Below are 25,212 nucleotides of genomic sequence, written 5' to 3'. Positions count from 1 at the left end.
CACACTTTTCCGGATCATGCCCTACTGCCCCCGGCCCGACAGCCGCAGCAGGAACACCAGCACCTCGGCGACGGCCTTGTAGAGGTCGGGCGGGATCTCCTCGCCGAGCTCGACCTTGGAGAGCGCGCCGGCCAAGATCTCGTTCTCCTCGATCGGGATGTCGTTGGCTTTCGCGATCTCGACGATCTTTTCGCCGATCGTGCCCTTGCCCTTGGCGACGACGACCGGCGCGCCCGAGCCCTTCTCGTAATGCAGCGCGATCGCGAGCTTGGGGTCGCTCATGTCGCACGATCCAGGAAATGGCCGGCGCGGGCGGGTGCGGGCTGCGGCGGCGTGCCGTCGCGGACCAGGATGTCGCCGGGCTTGAGCTCGGCCCGCACCAAAGCCTGGTTGAGCTCACTGACACCGGCGCGGAGCTGCTGCGCGGTCGCCGGCCGCTCCGCCCACATCCGCACGAAAGTCTTGTCGCCGTTCAGCGTGATCAGCGCGTGTACGGGTCCCGCCGGCTCGACATTGAGCGTGAAGCGCGCGCGCCAGGCGCGCTTGGCGGGATCGGCGGACCCATCGCCGCCGTCACGCGAGATCTCGAACTGAGCCATCGCGGTGCCCTGTGGGGTCGCAAACGGAATCTCGAAATTCCATTGCGGCACGGTTGGCTCGATGCGATGGCCGGATGCATCGGTGCGGTCGGGAAGCGAAGCGACTTGCAGCAATGTCTGCCGCGCGATCGCGGCATCGGTGTCGTCGAGCAGGCGATGCACTGTTGCGGAGAGCGGCGTATCCGGCGCCAGCGACGGCGAGGCGATGGCCTGCGCTGCCGGCAGCGCACCGCGGAACGGCGGCGGCGTCATGCGCGCGGCGGCCTCGAAGATACGGCCGTCGGGCGCGGTCTTGTTCGAGCCCGGCACGTTACCGGTCAGGCGCGGCAGGTTCTGCGCGGCCTCTTGCAGCAGGCTCGCGGCGAGGCCGGCCGACAGGGTGCGCGGCAGCGCGGCCTGCGACACGTCGGGGACGATATCAGCCAGGACTGCCGCAGCGAGACAGGCGGCACGTGGCATCTGCTGCGGCTGCGCGATGTCAGGCGCGGTCGAAGGCAATGCGGCCTGCGGGGTCTCGCCTGCCGTCGGCGCCGACGGCGCGGCGGCGACCTGCAGTGTCGCCGCGGCGTTCGCCGGGATCGTTCCACCCTGGGCCCGCGGCGCGGCGGTCTCGAGCGTCGCCAGCGTCTGGCGCAGCACCAGCAGCGCGGCCTTCAGGTCCGGCACGTTGCCCGAGGACGGCGTTGCGCCGGCGGCGAGTGAAGCCTCAAGGAACAGGCCGGACTTCTGGAAAGCGGATTCGATATCGCCGCCGTCGAGAGCGGTGTTGAGCGGCGTCTGTTGCGCCAGCACGTCCAGCACCGCCTGCTTCAGTCCAACAGGCAGATCGCTGCCGGTGACGACGGAGGCGAGGTTGGCGAACAGCGGCGCCTGGCTGCCCTGCATTTTGACCGCCTCGGCCGAAGCGGCAGTAACGGCGACCTGCTCCAAGGGCGTCAGCGAATTGCGTGCCGCGGTTGCGGACGGCGCCAGCGACGGGCTGTCCACGAGCGAGGCCGCAGCCGGCGTCAGCGTGATCTGATCGGCAGCCGTCTCGCCTGCCCCGTTCATGACGGCGAGCCGGATGGTGCCGTCGTTCTGCGACGCCGCGAGCTGGAGATTCTGCCCCGGGGTCAACGACACCTCCGACATCACGTCCATCGAGAGGTTGGCGATCGCGATCCGCACCAGATTGTCGGCGAGCACGCTGACGACTTTGGCGTCGACGACGCTGCCGGCCTGAAGCACGAGATCGGGCGTCGCCGCATCAGCGATGATGCTGGCGGCACTGACCGGAAGGATCGAGCTGATCGGCGTCGGCATCTCGGCGGGCCCAGGGAATGCTCGCGCCACCCTAAGGCCGCCGTCGTAAACCTGTCGTTAAGGACCTTTGGCCGCGGGCGCCTTAACAGCCTCCAGAACCGCGACGGCGGCCTCGAAATCCCTGAGGCGCGTGGCCCTGCGGGCGGCCGCCTCCTCGTCCACGCCCCACTGGTCAATATTCCAGTCCTCGTCGACATGGGCAGCGGCCCAGACCTGGCCGGCATCGCGCACACCATGGGCCAGCGCCAGCGCCAGCAGCGCCGAGCCGGTCAGAGTCGTCACCATATGGAGCGCCGCGACCGACCAGGGATCACCCGGCAGTGCGGCGCGCGCGGCCCGCAGTGCCTCGTCCGGCTGCTTCACGTGCATGACGCCTTCGGAGAGGATGAAATGCGCGCCCAGCGTCTCCGCGGCCCAGAACAGCACGGGGTCCCAATGCGCGGCCTCGCGGGCGACCAGCCCCTCGGGGTGGCCGGCGCGATAGAACAGCAAATCGGACTCGAAGTATTTTGCGAGGTCGTCGCTGACGAGCTCGACGCGGTCGACGACGCCCTCGACCACGCTGTTGGCGATCCGCGTCAGCGGCATGGTTACGGGATCGATCGCCTCGCCTTGCGCCGCCCACTCGCCGGCCACGGCATCGGCCAGCGGTCGCGAGGGGATCACCACCTGGCGGCCGGACGGCGTGCGGATCGGCTTGCCGTCGAGCGCGATGGCAAAACCGCCCTCGGCTTCGGTGACGCCGGCCTCCTTGTAGAAGCGCTTGCGCAGCGGCGTGCGCGCAGAGGCACGCGCCGAGTCCCGCGGATCCGGCAGGGGCTGGCTTGCTGCTTCTTCGAACAATTCGCGCATGTGAGTGCTCGGTCCCGGTCGCTGAGTGCTACGCTTTTACGACAAGACCTGTGGCCGATAAAGCGAGTGGCGGCATGAGGGAACCTGCGAGCGCCCGCCCCAGTGCGCAATTGAGCACAGGGCGTGCGATGACATTGAGGTGGTGCTTAGCAGTGCGCCTCCTACTCCTCCGGCGCGTTCTCGATCGGATCGAACCGGCTGGCATCCAGCCCCAGCAGATTCCACGACTGCTGCATGTGCGGCGGCAGCGGCGCGGTGGCGTCGATCACGCCGCCGCGCGGATGGGGGATGACGATGCGGCGTGCCAGGAGGTGCAGCCGGTTCTGCAGGCCGCCCGGCAGCTGCCAGTTCTCGATGTTGAAATATTTGGGATCGCCGACGATGGGGTGGCCGATATGCTCCATATGGGCGCGTAGCTGGTGGGTGCGGCCCGTCACCGGCTTCAGCGACACCCAGGTCAGCTTGTTGCCGGCGGTCTCGACCACCGCATAGTACGTCACTGCGTGGCTCGCGCCCTCGTCGCCATGCTGGGCGATGCGCATGATGGTGTCGTCCTCGCCTTCCTCTTTGGCGAGGAAGGTCGAGATGCGGCCCTGCTTCGGCTTCGGCAGGCCCGGCACCAGCGCCCAGTAGATCTTTCGCGCCGACCGCGAGCGGAACGCGCCGGTCAGATGCGAGGCGGCAAAGCGTGTCTTGGCGATCAGGAGACAACCCGACGTCTCGCGATCGATGCGGTGCACGAGGCGGGGCTTCTGGCCCTTGGCATCGCGCATCACCTCCAGCATCTGATCGATGTGGCGCGTCATGCCCGAGCCGCCCTGCACGGCAAGGCCGGCGGGCTTGTTGAGCACGAGGACGTCGTCGTCCTCCCAGATCGTCATCTCTTTCAGCGCCTTGAGCGTCTTCTGCGCGGCCTCGGAGAGCTCTCCGACCACCTTCGGTGCATCGAGCTTCAGCGGCGGAATGCGGACGCTCTGGCCTTCCTCCAGGCGATCCTTGCTGTCCACGCGCTTGCCGTCGACGCGCAGCTCGCCTTTGCGGACGACGCGCTGGATGTGGGAGAACGACAGACCCGGAAAGCGCGCTTCGAGAAAACGATCGACGCGCATATTGTTCTCGTCGGCCGTGACGATGACGGTCTGCACTTTGGTCGGCAGCAGCGCCTCGACGGGCTTCGCCGGCGCGGCTTTCTCCAGCGCGGCCTTGGGCGGACGCCGCTCGGCACGCTCACCCGCAAAGCGCGGCGGCTTGCTGCCGGGCTTGCCGCCTGGACGCGCTCCGGCTTTCTGCGCGCTCCGTGCCTGATGCAGGCGCGCTTCCTTGCGCTCGGCGCGTGAACGGGGCTCTTGATTGGTTCTCTTGATACGGCGGCTCATGGTTGCCTGCGTACCCTAAAAGCCGGCTGCCGTCACGACGAAATGGCCGTTTCTAGCGCGAGCCGCCCCGCTCCTTGCGCAGCTTCGCCCAGTAATCCAGCCGCTTGCGGATCTCCCGTTCGAAGCCACGCTCGGGCGGGTCGTAGAAGGTTTGCCGGCCGAGCGCCTCCGGGAAGTAGTCCTGGCCGGAGAAGGCGTCGGGGGCGTCGTGGTCGTATTCGTAGCCTGAGCCGTAGCCCTCCGACTTCATCAGCTTGGTTGGCGAATTGAGGATGTGTTTTGGCGGCAGCAGCGAGCCGGCCTGTTTTGCGACCTGCATCGCCGTGCCGAAGGCGGTGTAGACCGCGTTGGATTTCGGCGCGGTGGCGAGATAGACGACGGCCTGCGCGATCGCGAGCTCGCCCTCGGGATGGCCGAGGAAGTCGAAGGCGTCCTTGGCGGCATTGGCGATGACGAGTGCCTGCGGATCGGCAAGGCCGATGTCCTCCACCGCCATCCGCACCACGCGGCGGGCCAGGAACAGCGGGTCCTCGCCGGCATCCAGCATGCGCGCGAGATAATACAGCGCGGCGTCGGGATCGGAGCCGCGCACCGACTTATGCAGAGCCGAGATCAGATTGTAATGGCCGTCGGCCGACTTGTCGTAGATCGGCGCACGGCGCTGCAGGATGTCCTGCAGCTGCGCGGCATTGAATATCTCGTCCGCCCGTGCCGAACGCCAGACCTCTTCGGCAAGCGTCAGCGAGGCGCGGCCGTCGCCGTCGGCCATGCGCACCAGCACGGCGCGCGCCTCGGCATCGAGCGGCAGCTTCCTGCCCTCAACCGCCTCGGCATGCGCAAACAGCTTCTCGATCGCGGCGGCATCGAGCGAGCGAAACACCAGCACGCGCGCGCGGGAGAGCAACGCCGCATTGAGCTCGAACGACGGGTTTTCGGTGGTGGCGCCGACCATCACCACCGTGCCGTCTTCCATGACCGGCAGAAACGAATCCTGCTGGGCGCGATTGAACCTGTGCACCTCGTCGACGAACAGCAGGGTGCCCTTGCCCATCTCGCGGCGGGCCCGCGCGGCGTCGAACGCCTTCTTGAGATCGGCGACGCCGGAGAACACCGCGGAGATCTGCTCGAAATGCAGATCGGTGGCGTCCGCCAAGAGCCGCGCCACCGTGGTCTTGCCGGTGCCGGGCGGTCCCCAGAACACCAGCGAGCCCAGCGTGCGCGTCTCCAGCATGCGCGTCAGCGCGCCGTCGGGCCCGAGGATGTGATCCTGACCGACGACCTCCGACAGCGCACGCGGGCGCAGCCGGTCCGGCAGCGGATGCGGAGCCTCGTGGTCGAGCCCCGCCGCGGCAAAGAGAGTCGGCGTCTCCTGTGGTCGTTTCGGACTCATCCGCCCAGCGTGACGTTGATCTGCTGGCCGCCGCGCACCAGCGTGATGCGCCAGATCCGCGGCCGCTCGCCCGCGGCCTTTTCGAGGTCGCCGGTCTTGCTGATCTTCTGGTTGTTGACCGCCAGGATGATGTCGCCCTTCTGGAAGCCGACACTCGCGGCCGCGCTGTCGCTGCCGAGGTCGGTGACCACGACGCCTTCGGTGTCGGCGTCCAGATGCAGTTCGTCGGCCACCGCCGGTGTGATGGTCGAGACCTTCGCGCCCTGGAACGGCGAACGCGCGGTAATGACGAGCTCGTTGCGCCCCGAGTCAGGCGCGGTCTCCAGCGCCACCGTCAGCTTGAATGGCTTGCCGCCGCGCTGCACGTCGATCTGCGCGGCGCCACCGAGCGGACGGGTGGCGAAACGGTAGTCGAAGGCGTTGGGATCATCCACGGCCTGGCCGTCGATGCCGGTGATGAGGTCCGAGGATTTCAAACCGGCCTTCGCCGCCGGGCTATTCGAGACCACGCTCGCGACCAGCGCGCCTGTCGGCGAGCGCAGGCCGAGGCTCTCGGCGATCTCGGGCGTCACCGCCTGCAGCTTGGCGCCCAGCCACGGCCGCTTCACCGCCTTGCCGCCGCTCTTGGCTGAGGCGACGACGACGCGCACCATGTTGGACGGAATCGCAAAGCCGATGCCTTGCGAGCCGCCGGAGCGCGAATAGATCGCGGTGTTGATGCCGGCGAGCTTGCCGCTCATCTCGACCAGCGCGCCGCCGGAATTGCCGGGATTGATCGCCGCATCGGTCTGGATGAAGAACTGGTAGTCGGTGATGCCGACCTGCGTGCGCGCCAGCGCCGAGATGATGCCATGCGTCACCGTCTGGCCGACGCCGAAGGGATTGCCGATCGCGAGCACGACGTCGCCGACCAAGAGCTCGTCGGAATTGGTGAAGTCGAGCGTCGGAAACTTCTCCTTGGTGTCCTTCAACCGCAGCACCGCGAGATCGGTGCGCGGGTCCTTCAGCAGGATCTCGGCCTCGAACTCGCGCTTGTCCGACAGAGATACCCTCACCTGGTCCGCCCCCTCGATGACATGGACGTTGGTGACGACGAGGCCGGAGGCATCGACGATGACGCCGGAGCCGAGCGAGCGCTGCATCTGCTCGGGCTGCTGGCCCGGCACGCCGAAGAAGCGGCGGAAAATCGGGTCATCGAGCAGCGGATTGCGGTTCTGCACCACCTTGGCGGCATAGACGTTGACGACCGCCGGCTGCACCCGCTGCACGATCGGCGCATAGGACAGCCGCAGCTCCGCCTGCGAGGATGGAACACGGCGGTCCTGCGCGGCGGCCGGATTGAAATGGGCTGAAAACGCTATGCACAATGCCGTGACGACAGTTGCGGGACGGATCGATCGAAACATTCCTACCTCTCGGAAAAGACGTCGGAATATAGGCGCGTTCGCCGGCCAATAGAAGGGCGCGCTGGGGGCAAATATGCCCTCTCCGGTGTGTCCGGCCTGCAAGCACGGCGGGCGAAATGACGATCCGCCTGAGGTAGTGTATTGGCATGATGCGCGTCATCCAGCATGCTACTTGGTGGCGGATTCGGTTGCGACGAAATTGCATCAGTGGGAACCCGCGCAACCGGGGCGCCGTCGCGGGGCAGTCATCGATCATACCTAGGCTCTCCCGTTACGACTTGGGGAAGTTCGTCAAACGATGGAGGCGTGACGTGAGCAGAACAAGAATTGCAGCCACGGCTATTGGTCTCGCCGGCGCGCTGGCGGCTTCGCAGGCAAAGGCTCAATCCGCAAGCAACAGCGAGCAGGAAATTGCGCTGCTGAAGCAACAGTTGAAGATGCTTGAGCAGAAGCTCGACAAGCTCCAGAGCCAGACCGCGGCGAACACCGCGGCCACGGCGAAGGCCAGGGCCGAAGCGAAGGCCGAGGCCAAAGCCGAAGCGCGGTCGGAGGCGAAGGCGGTCGTCAATGCCAATGCCGCGATCCCCGTCAAGGGCCCGGCACCCGCACCCGGCGTGGTCGTGACCATGCCGAACAACCGGCCGACCATCTGCACCGCAGACCAGGCCAATTGCGTCGCCCTCACCAGCCGCCTGCACTGGGATGTCGGCGGCTATGACTATCGCCCGAACACGGCGGGCACCGTGCCGCAGAAGCTCGACAGCGGCGAGAACGTCCGCCGAGCGCGCATCGGCGTTACCGGGAAATTCTTCAACGACTGGAACTTCGCGCTGATCTACGACTTCGGCGGCTCCTCCGACGGATTTGGCGGCGCGGCGCCGGGATCGCTCCCGGGCGGCGGCGTGTCCGGCGTCGAGAACGCCTATCTCAGCTACACCGGCCTGAGGCCGTTCGGAGGCCGAATGGCGATCGAGGCCGGCATCATGGACCTGCCCTACACACTGGATGAAGCCACGAGCTCCAACGACATCTTGTTCCTGGAGCGCGCCTCGCCCGGCGTGATCGCGACCAACATCGCCGCCGGAGATTTCCGTTCAGCAGCCGGCACGCGCTGGTTCAACGACCAGCTCTGGATCGGCGGCTATGTCACGGGACCGTCCACGGGTGCGATCCACTCCGCCTCGAGCGCTACGCCGGCGGGCACCATCGAGCAATACGGCGCCGTTGCGCGTGTTGCAGGCAATCCGATCAGCGGCAAAGACTACTCGGTGCATATCGGCGTCGATGCGGAATGGCTGATTCAGCCGCCGCGCAATCTGATCGCGAATACACAGACGCTGACGCTCAGCGATCGTCCGGAGCTTCGCATCGATCCGACCACGCTGATCTCGACCGGCGCGATGGCCAATGTCTCGGGCGCGCAGGTCTACAGCGTCGAAGCGGCGGCGACCTACGGTCCGCTCATCGTTCAGGGCGAGTACTTCTGGTATAATATCGACCGCAGTGCGAATACATCGGTGCTACCGACCGGCTTGCCGAGCCTGAAATTCCAGGGCGGCTATGCGCAGGCCGGCTACGTGCTGACGGGCGAAGGTCGGACTTACAACGCGGCGAACGCGGCCTACAACGGCGTAAAGCCGGCGCATCCGTTCTCACTCGACGGCGGCGGCTGGGGCGCGTGGGAAGTCGCGGGGCGCTTCTCGACCATCGACCTCAACGATCAACTCGCGACCGCCAACGGCGTCGCCGGCGGGCGGCAGACCGTCTACACGCTGGCGCTCAACTGGTACGTCAACGGCAATGTGCGCTTCATGCTCGACTATCTGCATGGCACGGTGTCGAAGCAAGCCTCAGCGGTGTCGGCGGCGGACACTGGCTCGAAGTTCGACGCGGTCGCGTTGCGCACGCAATTTGCGTTCTGATCCTCGCTGTCGTCCCGGGGCGCGAACCCGGGACCCATAGCCACAAGCTGGAGTTCTGGCGAGGACTCGGAGTTGCCGGCTCGCGCCAAACTTCTTCCCGGGGTTGTGGGTCCCCACCCGCTCCGCCTTCGCAGGGATGACACTGAGATTGCCGCAACAACTTCGCGGCAGAATCATGCCGCCCGTTTCGGCTTCTTCGCGACCGCCGGCGGCGGCGCGCAGGACAGCCGCTGCTGATGGCTCTCGCCCCAGGCCTTTAGGATGTCGATGACCGGCCGAAGGCTCTCGCCGAGCTCGGAAAGGCAATATTCCACCCGCGGCGGCACCTCGGCATAGACCTTGCGGATGACGAGCTTATCCTCCTCCAGCGCGCGGAGTTGCTTGGTCAGCATGCGCTGGGTGATACCGGGCATCCGGCGGCGCAATTCGCCGAAGCGCTGGGTGCCGCTTTGCAGGTGGTAGAGGATCACGCCCTTCCATTTGCCGTCGATCAGGTCCAGCGTCGCCTCGACCGAGCAGCCCGGCCGGCGGGCAAAATCGCGCCGTTTCATGCGTGTTTTCCCCAATAGTATCCAAACAGGGACTATATCCCCGAATTTACAGTACTTGCCAAATGGAGGCCAGCGGGACAGTTAGCAGGCCAGGCGCATGTCGCAAGCTGCGCGCCAACTGATGGAGACAAGCCATGAAGGCCGTCGGCTACAAAAAGTCGCTTCCGATCGAGGACGCGGATTCACTGATCGATTTCGAGACCGCAAAGCCGGATCCCAAGGGACGCGACATCCGCGTCGCCGTGAAGGCGATCTCAGCCAATCCAGTCGATTACAAGGTGCGCAAGCGCGCCGCTCCGCCCGAAGGCGAGACGAAGATTCTGGGTTACGACGCAGCCGGCGTGGTCGATGCTGTCGGCCCCGATGTCTCCCTGTTCAAGCCGGGCGACGAAGTGTTCTACGCGGGCTCGATCCTGCGCCAGGGCACCAATGCCGAATTCCATCTGGTCGACGAGCGCATCGTCGGCAACAAGCCGAAGAGCCTGTCGTTCGCTCAGGCCGCCGCCCTTCCCCTCACCTCCATCACCGCCTGGGAATTGCTGTTCGATCGTCTCGGCGTAGTGCCCGGCAAGAGCGTCGATCCGCGCACGCTCTTGATCACCGGCGGCGCCGGCGGCGTCGGCTCGATCCTGATCCAACTGGCGCGCCGGCTCACCGGCCTCACGGTGCTCGCCACCGCGACGCGGCCGGAGTCGCAGAAGTGGTGCCTCGATCTCGGCGCGCATGCCGTGATCGACCACGGCAAGCCGATGAGGGAGCAGATCGAGAGCTTGAAGCTGCCCCCAGTCGCGCTGGTGGCAAGCCTCACCTATACCGACCAGCACTACAAGAGCATCGCCGAGCTCATGGCGCCGCAGGGCCGGTTCGGCCTTATCGATGATCCCCCGGAGTTCACCATGAGCACCTTCAAGGGCAAGGCGATCTCGGTCCACTGGGAATCAATGTTCACGCGCTCCTCGTTCCAGACACCCGACATGATCGCGCAGCATCATTTGCTGGGCGATGTCGCCGATCTCATCGACAAGGGCGTGTTGCGCACCACGCTCGACCAGACCTTTGGCACGATCAATGCGACCAATCTCAAGCGCGCTCACGCGCTGCTCGAAAGCGGCAAGTCGCGCGGCAAGATCGTGCTGGAAGGATGGTAGGCGCTACATACTCCGTCATGCCCGGGCTTGTCCCGGGCATTCACGTCCTGTTTTGCAGGAGTGAAGACGTGGATGGCCGGGACAAGCCCGGCCATGACGATGTGGAAACGGTAGCGCCAAAAATCACGCCTTTTTCATAGGCGATAGCCCTCGGACAAGCCCGGCCATGACGAGCGCCGTTACGGCGCCACACCCTCGACGAACAGCAGCCGACGCTCCAGCGCACCGGCGCGGATCTTCAGCGCTTCGGCATATTCCGGCGAGGCGTACCATTCCTTCAGCCGCGCCATCGAGGCAAATTCGACGATGACGATGGTCTTCGGCGGAAGCTTGCCTTCCGCAAGCTCGGCCTTGCCGCCGCGAACGAGATAACGCCCGCCGTACTGCGCGATAGTCTTCGCGGCCAGCGTGCGATAGGCTTCGAAGCCCTCGAGATCGCGCATCTCGACTTCGGAGATCACATAGGCCGGCATGGACGCGGCCCTACTGTTTTGAGCGTGACCTTGTCGGAAAACCGCATCACACTTTTCCGGATCATGCTCTACGCGATGGTGTTGACGATGCCGCCCTCCGCGCGTAGCGCGGCGCCATTGGTCGCGGATGCCTCCTTCGAGGCGACGTAGACCACCATGTTGGCGATCTCGTCGACGCTGGCAAAGCGCTGGATCAGGGAGCTCGGGCGATGCTGCTTGACGAAGTTGGCGGCGGCTTCGTCAACCGATTGACCGTTCTGTTTCGCGAGATCCTTCACGAAGGTCTCGACGCCTTCCGACAAGGTGGGGCCTGGCAGCACGGAATTGACGGTGACGCCGGTGCCGCGGGTGAGCTGCGCAAGGCCGCGCGCGACCGAGAGCTGGGCCGTCTTGGTCATGCCGTAGTGGATCATCTCGACGGGAATGTTGAGCCCGGACTCCGAAGAGATGAAGACGATACGGCCCCAATTGCGTTTGAGCATGCCCTTCATGTAAGCGCGCGACAGCCGCACGCCGCTCATGACGTTGACCTCGAAGAAGCGGTTCCAGTCCTCGTCCGGGATCTCGAAAAAGTCCTTCGGCTCGAAGATGCCGGCATTGTTGATGAGGATGTCGACCTCGGGAAGCGCCGCGACGAGGGCCTTGCAGCCAGCAGCAGTCGAGACGTCGGCGGCGATGCCGCGCACCTTGGCACCCGTCCCTTCCAGCTTGCGCACGGCGGCATCGACCTTGGCCTGGCCGCGGCCGTTGATGACGACGCTGGCGCCAGACGCGGCCAGGCCCTTGGCAATGGCGTGGCCGATGCCGGCGGTCGAGCCGGTCACGAGGGCGGTCTTTCCGGACAGATCGATCTTCATGCGTCGTCTCCATTGAGGCTGATGGAGATATCGTGCACAGCACGGATCGGCGCAATCAGCCCTCACCGACGCGTGAGCACCATAAAAAAAGCGGCGCCTAAGGGCGCCGCTTTCCGGAATCTTTCTGCGGGTCGACTTACGCCGCCTCGGCTTCCTTCTCCTGCACCGGACTGGAGTCCTGGCCCTTGGCATCGACGTCGCGATCGACGAACTCGATCACGGCCATCGCGGCGTTGTCGCCGTAGCGGAAGCCGGCCTTGATGATGCGGGTGTAGCCGCCCTGGCGGTCCTTGTAGCGGGTCGCGAGCGTATCGAAGAGCTTCTTGACCATGTCGACGTCGCGCAGCTCGGAGATGGCCTGGCGACGCAGCGACAGACCGCCCTTCTTGCCGAGGGTGACGAGCTTCTCGACGATCGGGCGGAGCTCCTTGGCCTTGGGCAGCGTGGTGACGATCTGCTCGTGCTTGATCAGCGCGGCCGCCATGTTGGCGAACATCGCCTTGCGGTGCTCGGCCGTGCGGTTGAGCTTCCGATGAACCTTGCCGTGACGCATGTGAGTAGTCCTTACGTTAAAACTGCCGCGACGGTTCGTCGGACATGTTGCTCAGGTGGGCTGCCTGCGTTCGCCCGCGAAAGCGCCAGGCGCTTTTCGCTCTTCTTGTTTGAGCATGATCCTTATCGCAAAACGGCCTCGCACTTTTGCGGGATCATGCTCTCAGTCATTCCGGACGGCGCGAAGCGACGATCCGGAATCGCGAGATTCCGGGTTCGATGCTGACGCATCGCCCCGGAACGACGAATTCTCAGTAGTGATCCTCGAAGCGCTTGGCGAGCTCGTCGATGTTCTCCGGCGGCCAGCCCGGCACTTCCATGCCGAGGTGCAGACCCATCTGGGCCAGCACTTCCTTGATCTCGTTCAGCGACTTGCGGCCGAAGTTCGGAGTGCGGAGCATTTCCGCCTCGCTCTTCTGCACGAGGTCGCCGATGTAGACGATGTTGTCGTTCTTCAGGCAGTTGGCCGAACGCACCGACAGCTCGAGCTCGTCCACCTTCTTGAGGAAGGCCGGGTTGAAGGCGAGGTCCGGGATGATCTCCTGGGCGACTTCCTTGCGCGGCTCTTCGAAGTTGACGAACACGTTGAGCTGATCCTGCAGGATGCGGGCGGCGTAAGCCACCGAGTCATCCGGCGAGATCGCGCCGTTGGTCTCGATCGTCATGGTCAGCTTGTCGTAGTCGAGGATCTGGCCCTCGCGGGTGTTCTCGACCTTGTAGGAGACCTTGCGGACCGGCGAGTACAGGCTGTCGACCGGGATCAGGCCGATCGGCGCGTCCTCGGGACGATTGCGCTCGGCGGGCACGTAGCCCTTGCCGGTCGAGACCGTGAACTCCATGCGGATCTCGGCGCCCTCGTCGAGGGTGCAGATCTGCAGGTCGGGGTTCAGAACGGTGACGTCGCCGACGGTCTGGATGTCGCCGGCGGTGACGACGCCCGGGCCCTGCTTCTTCACGACCATGCGCTTGGGGCCTTCGCCCTGCATCTTGATCGAGATGTCCTTGATGTTCAGCACGATGTCGGTGACGTCCTCACGGACGCCCGCGATCGAGGAGAATTCGTGCAGCACGCCATCGATGTGCACCGACTGCACCGCCGCGCCCTGGAGCGAGGACAGCAGGATGCGGCGCAGCGCGTTGCCGAGGGTCTGGCCGAAGCCGCGCTCGAGCGGCTCGGCGACGATGGTCGCGAAACGCGTGGGGTCACTGCCGGGCGTGACCTGGAGCTTGTTCGGCCGAATCAGTTCTTGCCAATTTTTCTGGATCGTCACTGTTTCACCCATACAGGCCAGTCGAACTGCCGTTGCAGACACTGGCGTTGGAGGAAAGGCCGCAGGTCGCGCCCGCGGCTTGGTACAAAGTCATTGCGGGCCGATGTACCCGCAACTTGGTATCAAACGCGCCGACGCTTGCGGGGACGGCAACCGTTGTGCGGGATGGTGGTCACGTCACGGATCGAGGTGACGGTGAAGCCCGCGGCCTGGAGCGCGCGGAGCGCCGACTCGCGGCCCGAACCGGGACCAGCGACTTCGACTTCCAGCGTGCGCATGCCGTGCTCCTGCGCCTTCTTGGACACGTCCTCGGCGGCCACCTGCGCCGCATAGGGGGTCGACTTGCGCGAGCCCTTGAAGCCCATCGTGCCGGCGGAGGACCAGGCAATCGTGTTGCCCTGCGCGTCGGTGATGGTGATGGTCGTGTTGTTGAACGACGAGTTCACGTGCGCAACGCCGGAGGCGATGTTCTTGCGCTCACGACGGCGAACGCGGGTGGCTTCCTTGCCCATTGATGACCTTTCCTGGAGATCTCAAACGCCGCCGTAATGCCAGCGGCTACACCTGTGGAACGAAAAGCGCGTGGCGAACGGGTGCCCCCTTTCGCCACACGCCGCGATTGGATTCGAAAACTTACTTCTTCTTGCCGGCGATGGCCTTGGCCGGACCCTTGCGCGTACGCGCATTGGTGTGGGTCCGCTGACCGCGCACCGGCAGACCGCGACGATGACGCAGGCCGCGATAGCAGCCGAGGTCCATCAGGCGCTTGATGTTGATGCCGACTTCGCGACGCAGATCGCCCTCGACGAGATAGTCGCGGTCGATCACTTCGCGGATCTGGAGCACTTCGGCGTCGCTGAGTTGATTGACGCGACGATCCGCGGGGATCTTCACCTTCTCGATGATGTCACCGGCGATCTTCGGGCCGATGCCATGGATGTACTGAAGCGCGATCAGCACGCGCTTGTTGGTGGGAATGTTCACGCCGGCAATACGGGCCACGGCCTTCTCTCCTGTTGCCGATCCCTCGTCAGGGACCGGGCTTTAAGTGCTTGCTTTCTCGGGCAGGTGTTCACAAACGCGAACACGACGCCCACCCCCGGTCTTCCTGGGGCCCGGCATCGTCTGAAACTATCCGACTTGGATGCGAGGCTTATTAGGGGATTCCAGGGGCTTTCGTCAACCGCTGCTAGCGCTTGGCTCGCTTTTTCGTGACCTTTTTTGGTCCCTTCATCGAACCTTTTTTGACCGTCTTTTTGGCGGTCTTCCTAGCTGTCTTCTTCGCGCTCTTCACAGCCTTTTTGGCCGCTTTTTTGGCGGTCTTGGCTGATTTTGCCGCCTTTTTAGCCGCTTTCGCCGATTTTGGGGCCATCTTCTCGGGTGCCTTGGCCTTCTTGGCCGGGCCTGCCTTGGCCGCGCTGCGGGCATGGGTCTTGGGTTCCACCGCCCCGAGCGCCAGCAGCTGGCGGTGGATGGCGCGGGTGACCTCGTCGATGGCCATCATGCCGTCGATGGTCGAGAGCTTCCGCCGCTCGGAATAGTAGTGAATCAGCGGCTCGGTCTGGCTGCGGTAGCTGGCCAGGCGCTTGGTCAGGACCTCCGGGGTGTCGTCGACCCGGACCTCCTCCCCGCGCTCGCGCATCTGGGCAACGCGGGTCTCGACGCGACTCAGCAGCGCGCTCTCGTTGACGCGGAGCTCGATCACAGCGTCGAGCTTGAGATGCTTCTGCCTCAAGAGCTCGTCCAGCGCCTCGGCCTGCGGCACGGTGCGCGGGAAGCCGTCCAGGATGAATCCGGCCTTGGCGTCCGGCTGATCGATGCGATCGGAGATGATTCCGACCACGACGTCGTCGGGGACGAGGCCGCCGCTGGCCATGATCTCCTTGGCTTTCAGCCCGACCGGCGTTCCAGCCGCCACGGCCGCGCGCAGCATCTCGCCGGTCGAGAGCTGGACGATGCCATAGCGCTGCACCAAGCGCTGCGCCTGGGTCCCCTTGCCCGACCCCGGCGGTCCCAGAAGTATAATTCTCATCGGCGTACGCCCCCCGGATTGGTGAGCGATACGTCGCGCACCTGTGTTTGAAAGTTCGGCAACAGTGCAAACCATAATCGGCGCCGCACCGCTACCCATATCATAGGGGAGGGCATGCCCGGACGCCAAGAAGGCCTTTGAAATCAGTGATTGTGTGGCGGTGAGAGCAGCTCTGCCGATGCGACCGAACGTCCGGCCGGTCGCTCCCGCGGGCGCTGCGCGTTGCGCGCGCGCCGAATCGGCGGCGCCGTAGCGCCGTCTTCGGAGGACTCTGTGCTTAGCGGCGGCGGCCGCGCAGCTTCGACTTGCGGATCAGGCCTTCGTACTGATGGGCCAGCAGATAACCCTGCACCTGCGCCACCGTATCCATGGTCACGCTGACGACGATCAGCAGCGAGGTGCCGCCGAAATAGAACGGCACCGAGGCGTAGGAGATCAGGATCTCCGGGATCAAGCAGACGATCGCGAGATAGATCGCGCCCAGCACGGTGATGCGCGACAGCACGTAGTCGATATATTCCGCCGTGCGCTCGCCCGGGCGGATGCCCGGGATGAAACCGCCATGCTTCTTCAGATTGTCCGCGGTCTCGGTCGGGTTGAACACGATTGCGGTATAGAAGAAGGCGAAGAACACGATCAGCGCGAGATAGAGCACCAGGAACAGCGGGCGGCCGTGGCCGAGCTGGGTGGTGATCCACTGGAACCATTCCGGCCCGCTGCCGGCATTGAAGTTCGCGACCGTGGTCGGCAGCAGCAGCAGCGAGGACGCGAAGATCGGCGGGATCACGCCCGAGGTGTTCAGCTTCAGCGGCAGATGTGAGGACTGACCCTCGAACATCTTGTTGCCGACCTGGCGCTTCGGATACTGGATCAGCAGCCGGCGCTGGGCGCGCTCCATGAACACGATGAAGGCGATCACGGCGACGGCCATGATGATGACGACCAGGATCAGGCCGGTCGACATCGCGCCCTGACGGCCGAGCTCGAGCATGTTGGCGAGCGCCGCCGGCAGCTCGGCGACGATGCCGGAGAGAATGATCAGCGAGATGCCGTTGCCGATGCCGCGCGAGGTGATCTGCTCGCCCAGCCACATCAGGAACATGGTGCCGCCGGTCAGCGTGATCGCGGTCGACAGGCGGAAGAACATGCCGGGGTCGCTGACGACATTGCCGGCGCCTTCGAGGCCCACCGCGATGCCGTAGGACTGGAACGCGGCCAGGATCACCGTCAGATAGCGGGTGTACTGGTTCAGCGTCTTGCGGCCGGCCTCACCCTCCTTCTTCAACGCCTCGAGCTGCGGCGAGACGGTGGTGAGGAGCTGGATGATGATCGAGGCCGAAATGTACGGCATGATGTTCAGCGCGAAGATCGCCATGCGGTGGATGCCGCCGCCGGCGAACATGTTGAACATGCCGAGGATGCCGCCCGCCTGGGACCTGAACACCTGCTCCCATATGTTGGGATCGATGCCCGGCAGCGGGATGTAGGTTCCGAGCCGATAAACGAGCAGCGCACCCAGGGTGAACCAGATGCGCTTCTTCAGTTCGTCGGCCTTGGCGAACGCGCCGAAATTGAGATTGGCTGCCAGTTGTTCCGCTGCAGAGACCATCTTGGACTTTCTCCCGCCGCCTGTTGCGCCGTCATGCCCGCGGCCGGGCTACTAAAGCGCGATGGATCAGGATGCCCCATCATCGCGCTTCAGGTTGTCGTTTTAAGCATGATCCTATCGGAAAAGCGCTTCACACTTTTCCGGATCATGCTTTAGCGGACGCCGGACATTATCTGGGGCTCGGCTTCGATAAGTCCATCGTCCCGCATGCGTAAAGGCCCGCGAGGCGCGGGCCAATGACGCAGTTGTTACGCCGCCTCGCCTTCTTCCTTGGCAGGGGCGAGGATCTTCACCGAGCCGCCGGCCTTCTCGACCGCCGCGATCGCGGTCTTGGTGGCGCCATGCACTTCGATGTTGAGCTTGGACTTGAGCTCGCCGCGGCCGAGCAGCCGCAGGCCGGCCTTGGCGCGGCGCAGCACGCCGCCCTTCACCAGGGCCTCGACGTTGACGACGCTTCCGGCGTCGATCTTCTTGGCATCGACCGCTTCCTGGAGCCGGTCGAGATTGATCTCGGCGAACTCGACGCGGAAGATGTTGTTGAAGCCGCGCTTGGGCAGACGGCGATGCATCGGCATCTGGCCGCCTTCGAAACCCTTGATGCGCACGCCCGAACGCGCGGTCTGGCCCTTGCCGCCGCGGCCGGACTGCTTGCCCTTGCCCGAACCGATGCCGCGGCCGACGCGCATGCGCTTCTTGCGCGAGCCGGCGTTGTCGGCGATATCGCTGAGCTTCATCGCCCTTCTCCTTGTGTCTTGCGCGTGATCGTCAGCGAAAACCGGGCACCCGGTTTCGGGATCATGCGCCCTGCTTACTTCTCGTCGACGATACGAACGAGATGGTGAACCTTGTTGATCATGCCGCGCACGGCCGGGGTATCCGGCAGTTCGCTGGTGCGGCCGATCTTGTTGAGCTTGAGCCCGATCAGGGTCGACCGCTGCGAGTGATGGCGGCGGATCGCGCTGCCGGTCTGCTCGAGCTTGATCGTCTTGCTGGACTTAGCGGCGTCCTTGGCCATGGGAGTCTACTCCGAAAGCTTCCGTTAGTCGGCAGCCGCCTCGGCATCGCCGCCGACGCGGCGGGACTGCAGAGTGGACACCTTGATGTTGCGGCGGGCTGCGACCGAACGCGGCGAATCCTGCTGCTTCAGGGCGTCGAACGTCGCGCGAACCATGTTGTACGGGTTCGACGAGCCGATCGACTTGGCCACCACGTCCTGGACGCCGAGCGTCTCGAACACGGCGCGCATCGGACCGCCGGCGATGATGCCAGTACCGGCCGGAGCGGCACGTAGGTAGACACGGCCTGCGCCATGACGGCCGGCGATGTCGTGATGGAGCGTGCGTCCTTCGCGCAGCGAGACCCGGGTCAGATTGCGCTTGGCGGATTCAGTCGCCTTGCGGATCGCCTCGGGCACTTCGCGTGCCTTGCCGTGACCGAAGCCGGCGCGGCCCTTCTGGTCGCCGATCACGACCAGCGCTGCGAAACCGAAGCGCTTGCCGCCCTTGACGACCTTGGCCACGCGGTTGATGTGGACGAGCTTGTCGACGAACTCGCTGTCGCGCTCCTCGCGCTCCTTGCGTTCACGTCCGCCGCCGCGTTGATCGCGTCCACCACGTTGTTCGCGTTCAGCTGCCATTGTTTTTCCAATCCTTCAGAGGCTTACGCCTCAATCCTCGAATTCCGTTAGAAGCTCAGGCCGCTCTCACGCGCCGCGTCGGCCAAAGCCTTGACGCGCCCGTGGTAGAGGTAGCCGCCGCGATCGAACACGACTTCCTTGACGCCCTTCTCGACCGCGCGCTCGGCCAGCAGCTTGCCGACCGCCTTCGCCGCATCGATGTCGGCGCCGGTCTTGCCGCCGTCCCGCATCGACTTCTCGAGCGAGGAGGCAGAGGCCAGCGTCTCGCCCTTGAGGTCGTCGATGACCTGGGCGTAGATGTGCTTGGACGAGCGGAACACCGACAGACGCGGGCGGCCGCCACCGGAGCGGCGCAGCTTCAGCCGCACACTCCGCTTGCGCCGGGCATTGGTAACCTTGGCTTTGGACATGACCGGCTCCGTTACTTCTTCTTGCCTTCCTTGCGGAAGATGAATTCGCCAACATACTTCACGCCCTTGCCCTTGTAGGGCTCCGGCGGGCGGTAGGCGCGGATCTCGGCGGCGACCTGGCCGACGCGCTGGGCGTCGCTGCCCGCCACCGTGATCTCGGTCGGCTTCGGCACCGTGATCGTGATCCCTTCCGGGATGGGATAGATCACGTCGTGGCTGTAACCGAGCGCGAGCTGCAGGTTCTTGCCCTGCATCGCGGCGCGGTAACCGACGCCGGTGATCTCGAGCTTCTTCTCGAAGCCCTTGGTGACGCCCTCGACCAGGTTCGCGACCTGGGCGCGCGCGGTGCCGTACAGGGCGCGGGCGCGGTTGGTCTCGCCGCGCGGCTTGACCTTGACCTGGCCGTTCTCGAGCTTCACCTCGACGTCGTCATGGACGACGAACTGAAGCTGGCCCTTCGGCCCCTTCATCTTGACGGTCTGCCCATCGACGGTCGCGGTGACACCCGACGGAACCGTCACAGGCTTTTTGCCAACTCGTGACATGGATCAAAAATCCTTCTCAGAACACCGTGAAGAGGACTTCACCGCCCACATTCGCGTCGCGCGCGCTGTGGTCGGCCATGATCCCCTTCGGGGTCGACAACACCGAAATGCCGAGCCCGTTGTTGACCCGCGGCAGGTTCTTCACCGAGGCGTAGACGCGACGCCCGGGCTTGGAAACGCGCTCAATCTCGCGGATGACGGGCTCGCCGTCGAAATATTTCAGCTCGATCTCGATCTCGCTGCGGCCCGAGGGGTGCTCGAGCGTGGCGTAACCGCGAATGTAGCCCTCGGACTTGAGCACCTCGAGCACGTTCTCGCGCATCTTCGAGCCGGGCGTCGAGACTTTGGTCTTGGAGCGCATCTGCGCGTTGCGGATGCGGGTGATCAGATCGCTGATTGGATCGTGCGTAGACATCTAAACGACCCTCCTTACCAGCTCGACTTGACGAGGCCCGGGACCATGCCCTTGGAGCCAAGTTCGCGCAGCGCGATACGGGACAGCTTGTTCTTGCGATAGTTCGAGCGCGGGCGGCCCGACAGCTCGCAGCGCAGGCGAATGCGGGTCGCCGACGAGTTGCGCGGCATTTCCGCCAGCTTCAACGTCGCCGCGAAACGCTCTTCCATCGGCAGTTTCTTGTCGGCGATGATCGCCTTCAACCGCTCGCGCTTGGCGGCGGCGTTCTTCACCATCCGCTTGCGTCGGTTGTTCTTCTCGACTGAACTCTTCTTTGCCATGCTTGGCTCCTGGGTATCCGCGTTTGAGAGGCTTTAGGTCAGCGTCTCACTGCCGGAACGGGAAATTGAAAGCGGTCAACAAGGCCCTCGCCTCTTCGTCGGTCTTGGCCGTGGTGCAGACGGTGATGTCCATACCGCGGGCTTCCGCGACCTTGTCGAAGTCGATCTCGGGGAAAATGATGTGCTCCTTGATGCCGAGCGAGTAGTTGCCGCGGCCGTCAAAGCTCTTCGGGTTCAGGCCGCGGAAGTCGCGGACGCGCGGCAGCGCGACCGTCACCAGGCGATCGATGAACTCGTACATGCGGGCCTTGCGCAGCGTGACCTTGCAGCCGATTGGCTGGTTCTCACGCAGCTTGAAGGTCGCGATCGCGATACGCGAATAGGTCACGATCGCCTTCTGGCCGGCGATCTGGGTCAGCTCGGCGGCGGCGGTCTCGGCCTTCTTGCGGTCGTTGACGGAATCGCCAACGCCCATGTTCAGCACGACCTTGTCCAGGCGCGGAACCTGCATCACGTTCTCATAACCGAACTTCTCGGTCAGGGCGGTGCGGATCTTCGCGTCGTATTCCGCGCGCAGGCGCGGGGTGTAAGCGGCCTCAGCCATCGATCTCAGCTCCCGAGCTCTTGGCGATGCGGACCTTCTTGCCGTCCGCCAGAATCTTGAATCCGATGCGGGTCGGCTTTCCGTCCTTGCCGACATACGCAATGTTGGACAGTTGGATCGGCGCCTCTTTCGAGATGATGCCGCCCTCCTGGGCCTGCGTCTGCTTCTGGTGACGCTTGACCATGTTGATGCCGCGCACGAGCGCGGTGCCGGCGTCGGGACGAACCTCGAACACTTCGCCGGTGCGGCCCTTGTCGCGGCCGGTCAGCACGACGACCTTGTCGCCCTTGCGGATCTTCGCAGCCATTACAGCACCTCCGGCGCGAGCGAGATGATCTTCATGTGGTTCTTGGCGCGCAGTTCGCGCGGCACGGGCCCGAAGATACGGGTGCCGACCGGCTCGGACTGGTTGTTGATCAGCACGGCGGCGTTGCGGTCGAAGCGGATGACCGAACCGTCGGCGCGGCGGATGTCCTTGCGGACGCGCACCACGACGGCCTTCATCACGTCGCCCTTCTTGACCTTGCCACGCGGAATCGCTTCCTTGATCGAGACGACGATGATGTCGCCGATCGTGGCGTAGCGGCGCTTGGAGCCTCCGAGCACCTTGATACACATGACACGGCGTGCGCCAGAATTGTCGGCCACGTCGAGGTTGGTCTGCATCTGGATCATTGATGCACCTCGTCCTCTTTCTATTGCGCCAGCCCAGCCGGCGCTCAACATTTCCCTGAAGTCAGTCGGCTAAAGCCAACAGATCAGGCGCTTTTCTTGTGCTCGCCCCGGATCACGACCCAGCGCTTCAGCTTCGAAATCGGCTTCGATTCCTCGATCCACACCATGTCGCCCGGCTTGAACTCGTTGCTCTCGTCGTGCGCGTGGTAGTTCTTCGAACGGCGGATCGTCTTCTTGTAGATCGGGTGCGTGAAGCGGCGATCGACGCGCACCACGATGGTCTTGGCCTGCTTGTCGCTGACGACCACGCCCTGCAAAGTACGTTTCGGCATCTTCGTAAGCCTCTTACTTCTTCTTCGCGCGCGTCTGCGCGGCGACGGTCTTGATCCGGGCGATGTCACGGCGGGCCTCGCGCAGGCGCGAGGTGTTCTCGAGCTGCCCGGTGGCGCGCTGGAAGCGCAGGTTGAAGCGCTCCTTCTTCAGGTTCAGGATGGCGTCATCCTGCTGGTCGGGGCTCATCGCGCGGATGTCTTCGATCTTCATCTGGGCCATGGGCATTACTCCGCAATGCGCTCGACGAAGCGCGTCTTGATCGGCAGCTTGGCGGCCGCCAGGGTCAGCGCCTCACGCGCCGTCTGGGTGTTGACGCCGTCGATCTCGAACAGCACCCGGCCCGGCTTGACGCGCGCCACCCACAATTCCGGCGAACCCTTGCCGGAGCCCATGCGGACTTCGGCCGGCTTCTTCGACACCGGAACGTCGGGGAACACACGGATCCAGACGCGGCCGGCGCGCTTCATGTGGCGGGTCAGCGCGCGGCGAGCGGCTTCGATCTGGCGCGCCGTGACGCGCTCAGGCTCGGTCGCCTTCAGGCCGAACTGGCCGAACGCCAACGTCGCGCCCGAAGATGCGACGCCGTGGATGCGGCCCTTATGCGCCTTCCGGAACTTCGTTTTCTTAGGTTGCATCATGGCTTTAAGCCCTCAAATTCCTGTCTGGCTTTAGGCTGCTGCCGTCTCGCGGCGCTGACGGCCACCGCGATCGCTGCTGCCGCCGGTCTCGCCTTCGGCCATTCTCTTGTCCTGGGCCATTGGATCGTGCTCGAGGATCTCGCCCTTGAAGATCCAGACCTTGACGCCGCAGGTGCCGAAGGTCGTGAACGCGGTCGCAACGCCGTAGTCGATGTCGGCGCGCAGCGTGTGCAGCGGCACGCGGCCTTCGCGGTACCACTCCATGCGCGCGATTTCCGCACCGCCAAGGCGACCCGAGCAGTTGATGCGGATGCCTTCCGCGCCGAGACGCATCGCCGACTGCACGGCGCGCTTCATGGCACGGCGGAACGCCACGCGGCGCTCCAGCTGCTGCGCGATCGATTCCGCCACCAGCGTCGCATCGAGCTCCGGCTTGCGGATCTCGACGATGTTGATGACGACGTCGGACGAGGTGATGTCCGCGACCTTCTTGCGCAGCTTGTCGATATCGGCGCCCTTCTTGCCGATCACCACGCCCGGACGGGCCGAGTGGATGGTGACGCGGCACTTCTTGTGCGGACGCTCGATCACGATGCGGGCGACGGCCGCCTGCTTGAGCTCCTTGTGCAGGATCTCGCGGATCTTGACGTCCTCGTGCAGCAGCTTGCCGTATTCCTGCTTGCCGGCGAACCAGCGGGAATCCCAGGTCCGGTTGATGCCGAGGCGCAGACCGATCGGATTGATCTTTTGACCCATCGTGTTCTCCTGCGCCCTTAAGCGGCGGCTTCAGCTTCGACCTGACGAACGATGATCGTCAGCTGCGAAAACGGTTTGTAGACACGGCCCGAACGGCCACGGCCGCGGGCGGCGAAGCGCTTCATCACCAGGCCGTTGCCGACGAAGGCCTGCGCCACGACGAGATCGTCGACGTCGAGGTCGTGGTTGTTCTCGGCGTTGGCGATCGCCGATTCCAGGCACTTCTTCACGTCGACCGCGATCCGCTTGCGCGAGAACTGCAGGTCGGCGAGCGCAGCAGACGCCTTCCGGCCGCGAATGAGCTGGGCGACCAGGTTGAGCTTCTGCGGGCTCACCCGCAGCATCCGGGCGACCGCCTTGGCCTCGTTGTCGGCGAGGCTCCGTTCGCGCTTAGGTTTGCTCATCGTTTAATCCTCAAGCCTTCTTGGCTTTCTTGTCGCCGGAGTGGCCATGGAAGGTCCGGGTCGGCGAGAACTCGCCGAACTTGTGACCGACCATTTCCTCGTTGACCGCCACCGGCACGTGCTTCTGACCGTTGTAGACGCCGAAGGTCAGGCCGACGAACTGCGGCAGGATCGTCGAGCGACGGCTCCAGATTTTGATGACGTCGTGACGGCCGGACGCGCGCGCGGCATCTGCCTTCTTGAGCAGAGAACCCTCGACGAACGGGCCTTTCCAGACTGAACGAACCATGTCCGGCGTTCCTTACTTCTTCCGCTTGTGGCGGCTTAGGAGAATGAATTTGTTGGTCGACTTGTTGGTGCGGGTCTTCTTGCCCTTGGTCGGCTTGCCCCACGGGGTGACCGGGTGACGACCGCCCGAAGTGCGACCTTCACCACCGCCGTGCGGATGGTCGATCGGGTTCATCGCGACACCGCGGTTGTGCGGCCTGCGGCCCATCCAACGCTTGCGACCGGCCTTGCCGATCGAGGTGTTCATGTGGTCCGGGTTCGACACCGCGCCGATCGTGCCGCGGCAACGGCCGTGCACCAGGCGCTGCTCGCCCGAGTTCAGGCGGATGATGACGTAATCCTGGTCGCGGCCGACGAGCTGGGCGTAGGTGCCCGCCGAACGGGCGAGCTGACCGCCCTTCCCGATCTTGACCTCGATGTTGTGGATGATCGTGCCGACCGGCATGTTGCCGAGCGGCATGACGTTGCCCGGCTTCACGTCGACGTAGTTGCCGGCGATGATGGTGTCGCCCACGGCCAGGCGCTGCGGCGCTAGGATGTAGGCCTGCTCGCCGTCCTGGTACTTGATCAGCGCGATGAAGCCGGTGCGGTTCGGATCGTACTCGAGCCGCTCGACGGTCGCGGGAACGTCGACCTTCTCACGCTTGAAGTCGACGGTGCGCAGCGTCTGCTTGTGACCGCCGCCACGGAAACGCACGGTGATGCGGCCGGTGTTGTTGCGGCCGCCCGAGGACTTCTTGCCCTCGGTGAGCGCCTTCAGCGGCTTGCCCTTGTACAGGGCCGAACGATCGACCATCACCAGCTGGCGCTGGCCCGGCGTCGTGGGATTGAATGTCTTCAGTGCCATC

General features: G+C 64.9%; 34 protein-coding genes. 2 read left to right on the top strand and 32 right to left on the bottom strand.

Going from position 1 to position 25,212, the window contains the following annotated elements:
• Positions 1 to 21 precede the first annotated feature (21 nt).
• The 6 genes from ACVWY3_RS07580 to ACVWY3_RS07555 form a co-directional block, all read right to left on the bottom strand.
• Positions 22 to 282, bottom strand: coding sequence for an EscU/YscU/HrcU family type III secretion system export apparatus switch protein (locus tag ACVWY3_RS07580; RefSeq protein WP_456837891.1), 261 nt, complete (start codon positions 280 to 282; stop codon positions 22 to 24).
• Positions 279 to 1,901: a flagellar hook-length control protein FliK gene (gene fliK, locus ACVWY3_RS07575; RefSeq protein WP_456837890.1), complete on the bottom strand. Its 1,623-nt coding sequence runs from the start codon at positions 1,899 to 1,901 to the stop codon at positions 279 to 281. The genes ACVWY3_RS07580 and fliK overlap by 4 nt, the downstream gene beginning before the upstream one ends.
• 57 nt (positions 1,902 to 1,958) lie before the next feature.
• Positions 1,959 to 2,753: an ATP12 family chaperone protein gene (locus ACVWY3_RS07570; protein ID WP_456837889.1), complete on the bottom strand. Its 795-nt coding sequence runs from the start codon at positions 2,751 to 2,753 to the stop codon at positions 1,959 to 1,961.
• A 161-nt stretch (positions 2,754 to 2,914) separates the two neighbouring features.
• Entirely contained in the window at positions 2,915 to 4,129 is a 1,215-nt protein-coding gene (locus ACVWY3_RS07565) for an RluA family pseudouridine synthase (RefSeq protein ID WP_456837888.1), read from the bottom strand.
• Between the two features lie 52 nt (positions 4,130 to 4,181).
• Positions 4,182 to 5,519, bottom strand: coding sequence for a replication-associated recombination protein A (locus tag ACVWY3_RS07560; RefSeq protein ID WP_456837887.1), 1,338 nt, complete (start codon positions 5,517 to 5,519; stop codon positions 4,182 to 4,184).
• Positions 5,516 to 6,925: a DegQ family serine endoprotease gene (locus ACVWY3_RS07555; protein WP_456837886.1), complete on the bottom strand. Its 1,410-nt coding sequence runs from the start codon at positions 6,923 to 6,925 to the stop codon at positions 5,516 to 5,518. Before ACVWY3_RS07555 ends, ACVWY3_RS07560 begins: the two co-directional genes overlap by 4 nt.
• Positions 6,926 to 7,236: 311 nt before the next feature.
• Here ACVWY3_RS07555 and ACVWY3_RS07550 point away from each other — a divergent pair, with 311 nt between their 5' ends.
• The gene (locus ACVWY3_RS07550; RefSeq protein ID WP_456837885.1) at positions 7,237 to 8,847 is read left to right on the top strand and encodes an OprO/OprP family phosphate-selective porin; all 1,611 of its coding nucleotides are present in this window, start codon (positions 7,237 to 7,239) and stop codon (positions 8,845 to 8,847) included.
• Between the two features lie 173 nt (positions 8,848 to 9,020).
• Here ACVWY3_RS07550 and ACVWY3_RS07545 read toward each other — a convergent pair whose 3' ends face one another.
• Positions 9,021 to 9,398 carry a winged helix-turn-helix transcriptional regulator gene (locus ACVWY3_RS07545; RefSeq protein WP_456837884.1) on the bottom strand — a complete coding sequence of 126 codons (378 nt, stop codon included), beginning with the start codon at positions 9,396 to 9,398 and terminating at the stop codon, positions 9,021 to 9,023.
• A 134-nt stretch (positions 9,399 to 9,532) separates the two neighbouring features.
• Between ACVWY3_RS07545 and ACVWY3_RS07540 the strand changes: the two genes are divergently transcribed.
• Positions 9,533 to 10,546, top strand: coding sequence for a zinc-binding alcohol dehydrogenase family protein (locus ACVWY3_RS07540; RefSeq protein WP_456837883.1), 1,014 nt, complete (start codon positions 9,533 to 9,535; stop codon positions 10,544 to 10,546).
• Positions 10,547 to 10,725: 179 nt separating this feature from the next.
• On the opposite strand, the gene ACVWY3_RS07535 is transcribed toward ACVWY3_RS07540, so the two are convergent.
• The 25 genes from ACVWY3_RS07535 to rplB form a co-directional block, all read right to left on the bottom strand.
• Positions 10,726 to 11,019: a DUF1330 domain-containing protein gene (locus tag ACVWY3_RS07535; protein WP_456837882.1), complete on the bottom strand. Its 294-nt coding sequence runs from the start codon at positions 11,017 to 11,019 to the stop codon at positions 10,726 to 10,728.
• A gap of 68 nt (positions 11,020 to 11,087) precedes the next feature.
• The gene (locus tag ACVWY3_RS07530; protein WP_456837881.1) at positions 11,088 to 11,876 is read right to left on the bottom strand and encodes an SDR family NAD(P)-dependent oxidoreductase; all 789 of its coding nucleotides are present in this window, start codon (positions 11,874 to 11,876) and stop codon (positions 11,088 to 11,090) included.
• 136 nt (positions 11,877 to 12,012) lie between these two features.
• Positions 12,013 to 12,429: a 50S ribosomal protein L17 gene (rplQ, locus tag ACVWY3_RS07525; protein WP_456837880.1), complete on the bottom strand. Its 417-nt coding sequence runs from the start codon at positions 12,427 to 12,429 to the stop codon at positions 12,013 to 12,015.
• 250 nt (positions 12,430 to 12,679) lie between these two features.
• On the bottom strand, positions 12,680 to 13,711 hold the full coding sequence (locus ACVWY3_RS07520; RefSeq protein ID WP_035729592.1) for a DNA-directed RNA polymerase subunit alpha: 1,032 nt from the start codon (positions 13,709 to 13,711) through the stop codon (positions 12,680 to 12,682).
• A 110-nt stretch (positions 13,712 to 13,821) separates the two neighbouring features.
• Positions 13,822 to 14,211: a 30S ribosomal protein S11 gene (gene rpsK / locus ACVWY3_RS07515; RefSeq protein WP_007603045.1), complete on the bottom strand. Its 390-nt coding sequence runs from the start codon at positions 14,209 to 14,211 to the stop codon at positions 13,822 to 13,824.
• A gap of 121 nt (positions 14,212 to 14,332) precedes the next feature.
• On the bottom strand, positions 14,333 to 14,701 hold the full coding sequence (gene rpsM / locus ACVWY3_RS07510; protein WP_456837879.1) for a 30S ribosomal protein S13: 369 nt from the start codon (positions 14,699 to 14,701) through the stop codon (positions 14,333 to 14,335).
• Positions 14,702 to 14,888: 187 nt separating this feature from the next.
• A complete protein-coding gene (locus tag ACVWY3_RS07505; protein ID WP_456837878.1) occupies positions 14,889 to 15,731 on the bottom strand; it encodes an adenylate kinase in 843 nt (280 codons plus the stop codon).
• A 277-nt stretch (positions 15,732 to 16,008) separates the two neighbouring features.
• Positions 16,009 to 17,340 (bottom strand): preprotein translocase subunit SecY, encoded by a 1,332-nt coding sequence (gene secY, locus ACVWY3_RS07500; protein ID WP_027564397.1) that lies wholly within the window; start codon positions 17,338 to 17,340, stop codon positions 16,009 to 16,011.
• Positions 17,341 to 17,588: 248 nt separating this feature from the next.
• Positions 17,589 to 18,074, bottom strand: a complete 486-nt coding sequence (gene rplO, locus ACVWY3_RS07495) for a 50S ribosomal protein L15 (protein WP_018322273.1) — start codon at positions 18,072 to 18,074, stop codon at positions 17,589 to 17,591.
• Positions 18,075 to 18,148: 74 nt separating this feature from the next.
• Positions 18,149 to 18,355, bottom strand: coding sequence for a 50S ribosomal protein L30 (gene rpmD / locus ACVWY3_RS07490; protein WP_456837877.1), 207 nt, complete (start codon positions 18,353 to 18,355; stop codon positions 18,149 to 18,151).
• A gap of 24 nt (positions 18,356 to 18,379) precedes the next feature.
• Positions 18,380 to 18,976, bottom strand: a complete 597-nt coding sequence (gene rpsE, locus ACVWY3_RS07485) for a 30S ribosomal protein S5 (RefSeq protein WP_456837876.1) — start codon at positions 18,974 to 18,976, stop codon at positions 18,380 to 18,382.
• Positions 18,977 to 19,023: 47 nt separating this feature from the next.
• Positions 19,024 to 19,386 (bottom strand): 50S ribosomal protein L18, encoded by a 363-nt coding sequence (rplR, locus tag ACVWY3_RS07480; protein ID WP_080137236.1) that lies wholly within the window; start codon positions 19,384 to 19,386, stop codon positions 19,024 to 19,026.
• Between the two features lie 11 nt (positions 19,387 to 19,397).
• Positions 19,398 to 19,931, bottom strand: coding sequence for a 50S ribosomal protein L6 (gene rplF / locus ACVWY3_RS07475; RefSeq protein WP_456837875.1), 534 nt, complete (start codon positions 19,929 to 19,931; stop codon positions 19,398 to 19,400).
• A 16-nt stretch (positions 19,932 to 19,947) separates the two neighbouring features.
• Positions 19,948 to 20,346: a 30S ribosomal protein S8 gene (gene rpsH / locus ACVWY3_RS07470; RefSeq protein ID WP_018647252.1), complete on the bottom strand. Its 399-nt coding sequence runs from the start codon at positions 20,344 to 20,346 to the stop codon at positions 19,948 to 19,950.
• A 14-nt stretch (positions 20,347 to 20,360) separates the two neighbouring features.
• Positions 20,361 to 20,666, bottom strand: a complete 306-nt coding sequence (rpsN, locus tag ACVWY3_RS07465) for a 30S ribosomal protein S14 (RefSeq protein WP_018322268.1) — start codon at positions 20,664 to 20,666, stop codon at positions 20,361 to 20,363.
• 46 nt (positions 20,667 to 20,712) lie between these two features.
• Positions 20,713 to 21,270 carry a 50S ribosomal protein L5 gene (gene rplE, locus ACVWY3_RS07460; RefSeq protein ID WP_370985639.1) on the bottom strand — a complete coding sequence of 186 codons (558 nt, stop codon included), beginning with the start codon at positions 21,268 to 21,270 and terminating at the stop codon, positions 20,713 to 20,715.
• Positions 21,263 to 21,577, bottom strand: coding sequence for a 50S ribosomal protein L24 (rplX, locus tag ACVWY3_RS07455; RefSeq protein WP_024342453.1), 315 nt, complete (start codon positions 21,575 to 21,577; stop codon positions 21,263 to 21,265). Before rplX ends, rplE begins: the two co-directional genes overlap by 8 nt.
• Positions 21,577 to 21,945: a 50S ribosomal protein L14 gene (gene rplN, locus ACVWY3_RS07450; protein WP_007603030.1), complete on the bottom strand. Its 369-nt coding sequence runs from the start codon at positions 21,943 to 21,945 to the stop codon at positions 21,577 to 21,579. The genes rplX and rplN overlap by 1 nt, the downstream gene beginning before the upstream one ends.
• Before the next feature lie 83 nt (positions 21,946 to 22,028).
• The gene (rpsQ, locus tag ACVWY3_RS07445) at positions 22,029 to 22,277 is read right to left on the bottom strand and encodes a 30S ribosomal protein S17 (RefSeq protein ID WP_007603028.1); all 249 of its coding nucleotides are present in this window, start codon (positions 22,275 to 22,277) and stop codon (positions 22,029 to 22,031) included.
• A 13-nt stretch (positions 22,278 to 22,290) separates the two neighbouring features.
• Positions 22,291 to 22,497, bottom strand: coding sequence for a 50S ribosomal protein L29 (gene rpmC / locus ACVWY3_RS07440; RefSeq protein ID WP_011088144.1), 207 nt, complete (start codon positions 22,495 to 22,497; stop codon positions 22,291 to 22,293).
• 5 nt (positions 22,498 to 22,502) lie between these two features.
• Positions 22,503 to 22,916 (bottom strand): 50S ribosomal protein L16, encoded by a 414-nt coding sequence (gene rplP / locus ACVWY3_RS07435; protein ID WP_008136349.1) that lies wholly within the window; start codon positions 22,914 to 22,916, stop codon positions 22,503 to 22,505.
• Between the two features lie 30 nt (positions 22,917 to 22,946).
• Positions 22,947 to 23,672, bottom strand: a complete 726-nt coding sequence (gene rpsC, locus ACVWY3_RS07430; RefSeq protein WP_027564403.1) for a 30S ribosomal protein S3 — start codon at positions 23,670 to 23,672, stop codon at positions 22,947 to 22,949.
• Positions 23,673 to 23,689: 17 nt separating this feature from the next.
• Positions 23,690 to 24,076, bottom strand: coding sequence for a 50S ribosomal protein L22 (gene rplV, locus ACVWY3_RS07425; protein ID WP_008549264.1), 387 nt, complete (start codon positions 24,074 to 24,076; stop codon positions 23,690 to 23,692).
• Between the two features lie 10 nt (positions 24,077 to 24,086).
• Positions 24,087 to 24,365, bottom strand: a complete 279-nt coding sequence (gene rpsS, locus ACVWY3_RS07420) for a 30S ribosomal protein S19 (RefSeq protein WP_008136357.1) — start codon at positions 24,363 to 24,365, stop codon at positions 24,087 to 24,089.
• Positions 24,366 to 24,377: 12 nt separating this feature from the next.
• Positions 24,378 to 25,211, bottom strand: coding sequence for a 50S ribosomal protein L2 (gene rplB, locus ACVWY3_RS07415; RefSeq protein WP_060736369.1), 834 nt, complete (start codon positions 25,209 to 25,211; stop codon positions 24,378 to 24,380).
• Position 25,212: the final 1 nt, after the last annotated feature.

This window comes from Bradyrhizobium sp. USDA 4486 (genome assembly GCF_054057995.1).
Note: the sequence above shows the minus strand (reverse complement) of the source record. Positions and strands in the feature narration are given on the sequence as shown.

What these genes read in the sequence shown, in the direction of transcription:
- rplX (WP_024342453.1), bottom strand. Translation starts at nt 21,577, where the DNA reads ATGGCTGCGAAGATCCGCAAGGGCGACAAGGTCGTCGTGCTGACCGGC.
- rplN (WP_007603030.1), bottom strand. Translation starts at nt 21,945, where the DNA reads ATGATCCAGATGCAGACCAACCTCGACGTGGCCGACAATTCTGGCGCA.
- rpsH (WP_018647252.1), bottom strand. Translation starts at nt 20,346, where the DNA reads ATGTCTACGCACGATCCAATCAGCGATCTGATCACCCGCATCCGCAAC.
- ACVWY3_RS07570 (WP_456837889.1), bottom strand. Translation starts at nt 2,753, where the DNA reads ATGCGCGAATTGTTCGAAGAAGCAGCAAGCCAGCCCCTGCCGGATCCG.
- rplF (WP_456837875.1), bottom strand. Translation starts at nt 19,931, where the DNA reads ATGTCACGAGTTGGCAAAAAGCCTGTGACGGTTCCGTCGGGTGTCACC.
- rpsK (WP_007603045.1), bottom strand. Translation starts at nt 14,211, where the DNA reads ATGGGCAAGGAAGCCACCCGCGTTCGCCGTCGTGAGCGCAAGAACATC.
- ACVWY3_RS07565 (WP_456837888.1), bottom strand. Translation starts at nt 4,129, where the DNA reads ATGAGCCGCCGTATCAAGAGAACCAATCAAGAGCCCCGTTCACGCGCC.
- ACVWY3_RS07580 (WP_456837891.1), bottom strand. Translation starts at nt 282, where the DNA reads ATGAGCGACCCCAAGCTCGCGATCGCGCTGCATTACGAGAAGGGCTCG.
- rplE (WP_370985639.1), bottom strand. Translation starts at nt 21,270, where the DNA reads ATGGCTGAGGCCGCTTACACCCCGCGCCTGCGCGCGGAATACGACGCG.
- ACVWY3_RS07545 (WP_456837884.1), bottom strand. Translation starts at nt 9,398, where the DNA reads ATGAAACGGCGCGATTTTGCCCGCCGGCCGGGCTGCTCGGTCGAGGCG.
- secY (WP_027564397.1), bottom strand. Translation starts at nt 17,340, where the DNA reads ATGGTCTCTGCAGCGGAACAACTGGCAGCCAATCTCAATTTCGGCGCG.
- ACVWY3_RS07540 (WP_456837883.1), top strand. Translation starts at nt 9,533, where the DNA reads ATGAAGGCCGTCGGCTACAAAAAGTCGCTTCCGATCGAGGACGCGGAT.
- ACVWY3_RS07560 (WP_456837887.1), bottom strand. Translation starts at nt 5,519, where the DNA reads ATGAGTCCGAAACGACCACAGGAGACGCCGACTCTCTTTGCCGCGGCG.
- rplP (WP_008136349.1), bottom strand. Translation starts at nt 22,916, where the DNA reads ATGATGCAACCTAAGAAAACGAAGTTCCGGAAGGCGCATAAGGGCCGC.
- ACVWY3_RS07555 (WP_456837886.1), bottom strand. Translation starts at nt 6,925, where the DNA reads ATGTTTCGATCGATCCGTCCCGCAACTGTCGTCACGGCATTGTGCATA.
- rpsQ (WP_007603028.1), bottom strand. Translation starts at nt 22,277, where the DNA reads ATGCCGAAACGTACTTTGCAGGGCGTGGTCGTCAGCGACAAGCAGGCC.
- rpsC (WP_027564403.1), bottom strand. Translation starts at nt 23,672, where the DNA reads ATGGGTCAAAAGATCAATCCGATCGGTCTGCGCCTCGGCATCAACCGG.
- rpsS (WP_008136357.1), bottom strand. Translation starts at nt 24,365, where the DNA reads ATGGTTCGTTCAGTCTGGAAAGGCCCGTTCGTCGAGGGTTCTCTGCTC.
- rpsE (WP_456837876.1), bottom strand. Translation starts at nt 18,976, where the DNA reads ATGGCAGCTGAACGCGAACAACGTGGTGGACGCGATCAACGCGGCGGC.
- rpmC (WP_011088144.1), bottom strand. Translation starts at nt 22,497, where the DNA reads ATGGCCCAGATGAAGATCGAAGACATCCGCGCGATGAGCCCCGACCAG.
- fliK (WP_456837890.1), bottom strand. Translation starts at nt 1,901, where the DNA reads ATGCCGACGCCGATCAGCTCGATCCTTCCGGTCAGTGCCGCCAGCATC.
- ACVWY3_RS07530 (WP_456837881.1), bottom strand. Translation starts at nt 11,876, where the DNA reads ATGAAGATCGATCTGTCCGGAAAGACCGCCCTCGTGACCGGCTCGACC.
- rplV (WP_008549264.1), bottom strand. Translation starts at nt 24,076, where the DNA reads ATGAGCAAACCTAAGCGCGAACGGAGCCTCGCCGACAACGAGGCCAAG.
- rplO (WP_018322273.1), bottom strand. Translation starts at nt 18,074, where the DNA reads ATGAAGCTCAGCGATATCGCCGACAACGCCGGCTCGCGCAAGAAGCGC.
- ACVWY3_RS07535 (WP_456837882.1), bottom strand. Translation starts at nt 11,019, where the DNA reads ATGCCGGCCTATGTGATCTCCGAAGTCGAGATGCGCGATCTCGAGGGC.
- rplB (WP_060736369.1), bottom strand. Translation starts at nt 25,211, where the DNA reads ATGGCACTGAAGACATTCAATCCCACGACGCCGGGCCAGCGCCAGCTG.
- rpmD (WP_456837877.1), bottom strand. Translation starts at nt 18,355, where the DNA reads ATGGCCAAGGACGCCGCTAAGTCCAGCAAGACGATCAAGCTCGAGCAG.
- rplQ (WP_456837880.1), bottom strand. Translation starts at nt 12,429, where the DNA reads ATGCGTCACGGCAAGGTTCATCGGAAGCTCAACCGCACGGCCGAGCAC.
- rpsN (WP_018322268.1), bottom strand. Translation starts at nt 20,666, where the DNA reads ATGGCAAAGAAGAGTTCAGTCGAGAAGAACAACCGACGCAAGCGGATG.
- ACVWY3_RS07505 (WP_456837878.1), bottom strand. Translation starts at nt 15,731, where the DNA reads ATGAGAATTATACTTCTGGGACCGCCGGGGTCGGGCAAGGGGACCCAG.
- ACVWY3_RS07520 (WP_035729592.1), bottom strand. Translation starts at nt 13,711, where the DNA reads ATGGGTGAAACAGTGACGATCCAGAAAAATTGGCAAGAACTGATTCGG.
- rplR (WP_080137236.1), bottom strand. Translation starts at nt 19,386, where the DNA reads ATGTCCAAAGCCAAGGTTACCAATGCCCGGCGCAAGCGGAGTGTGCGG.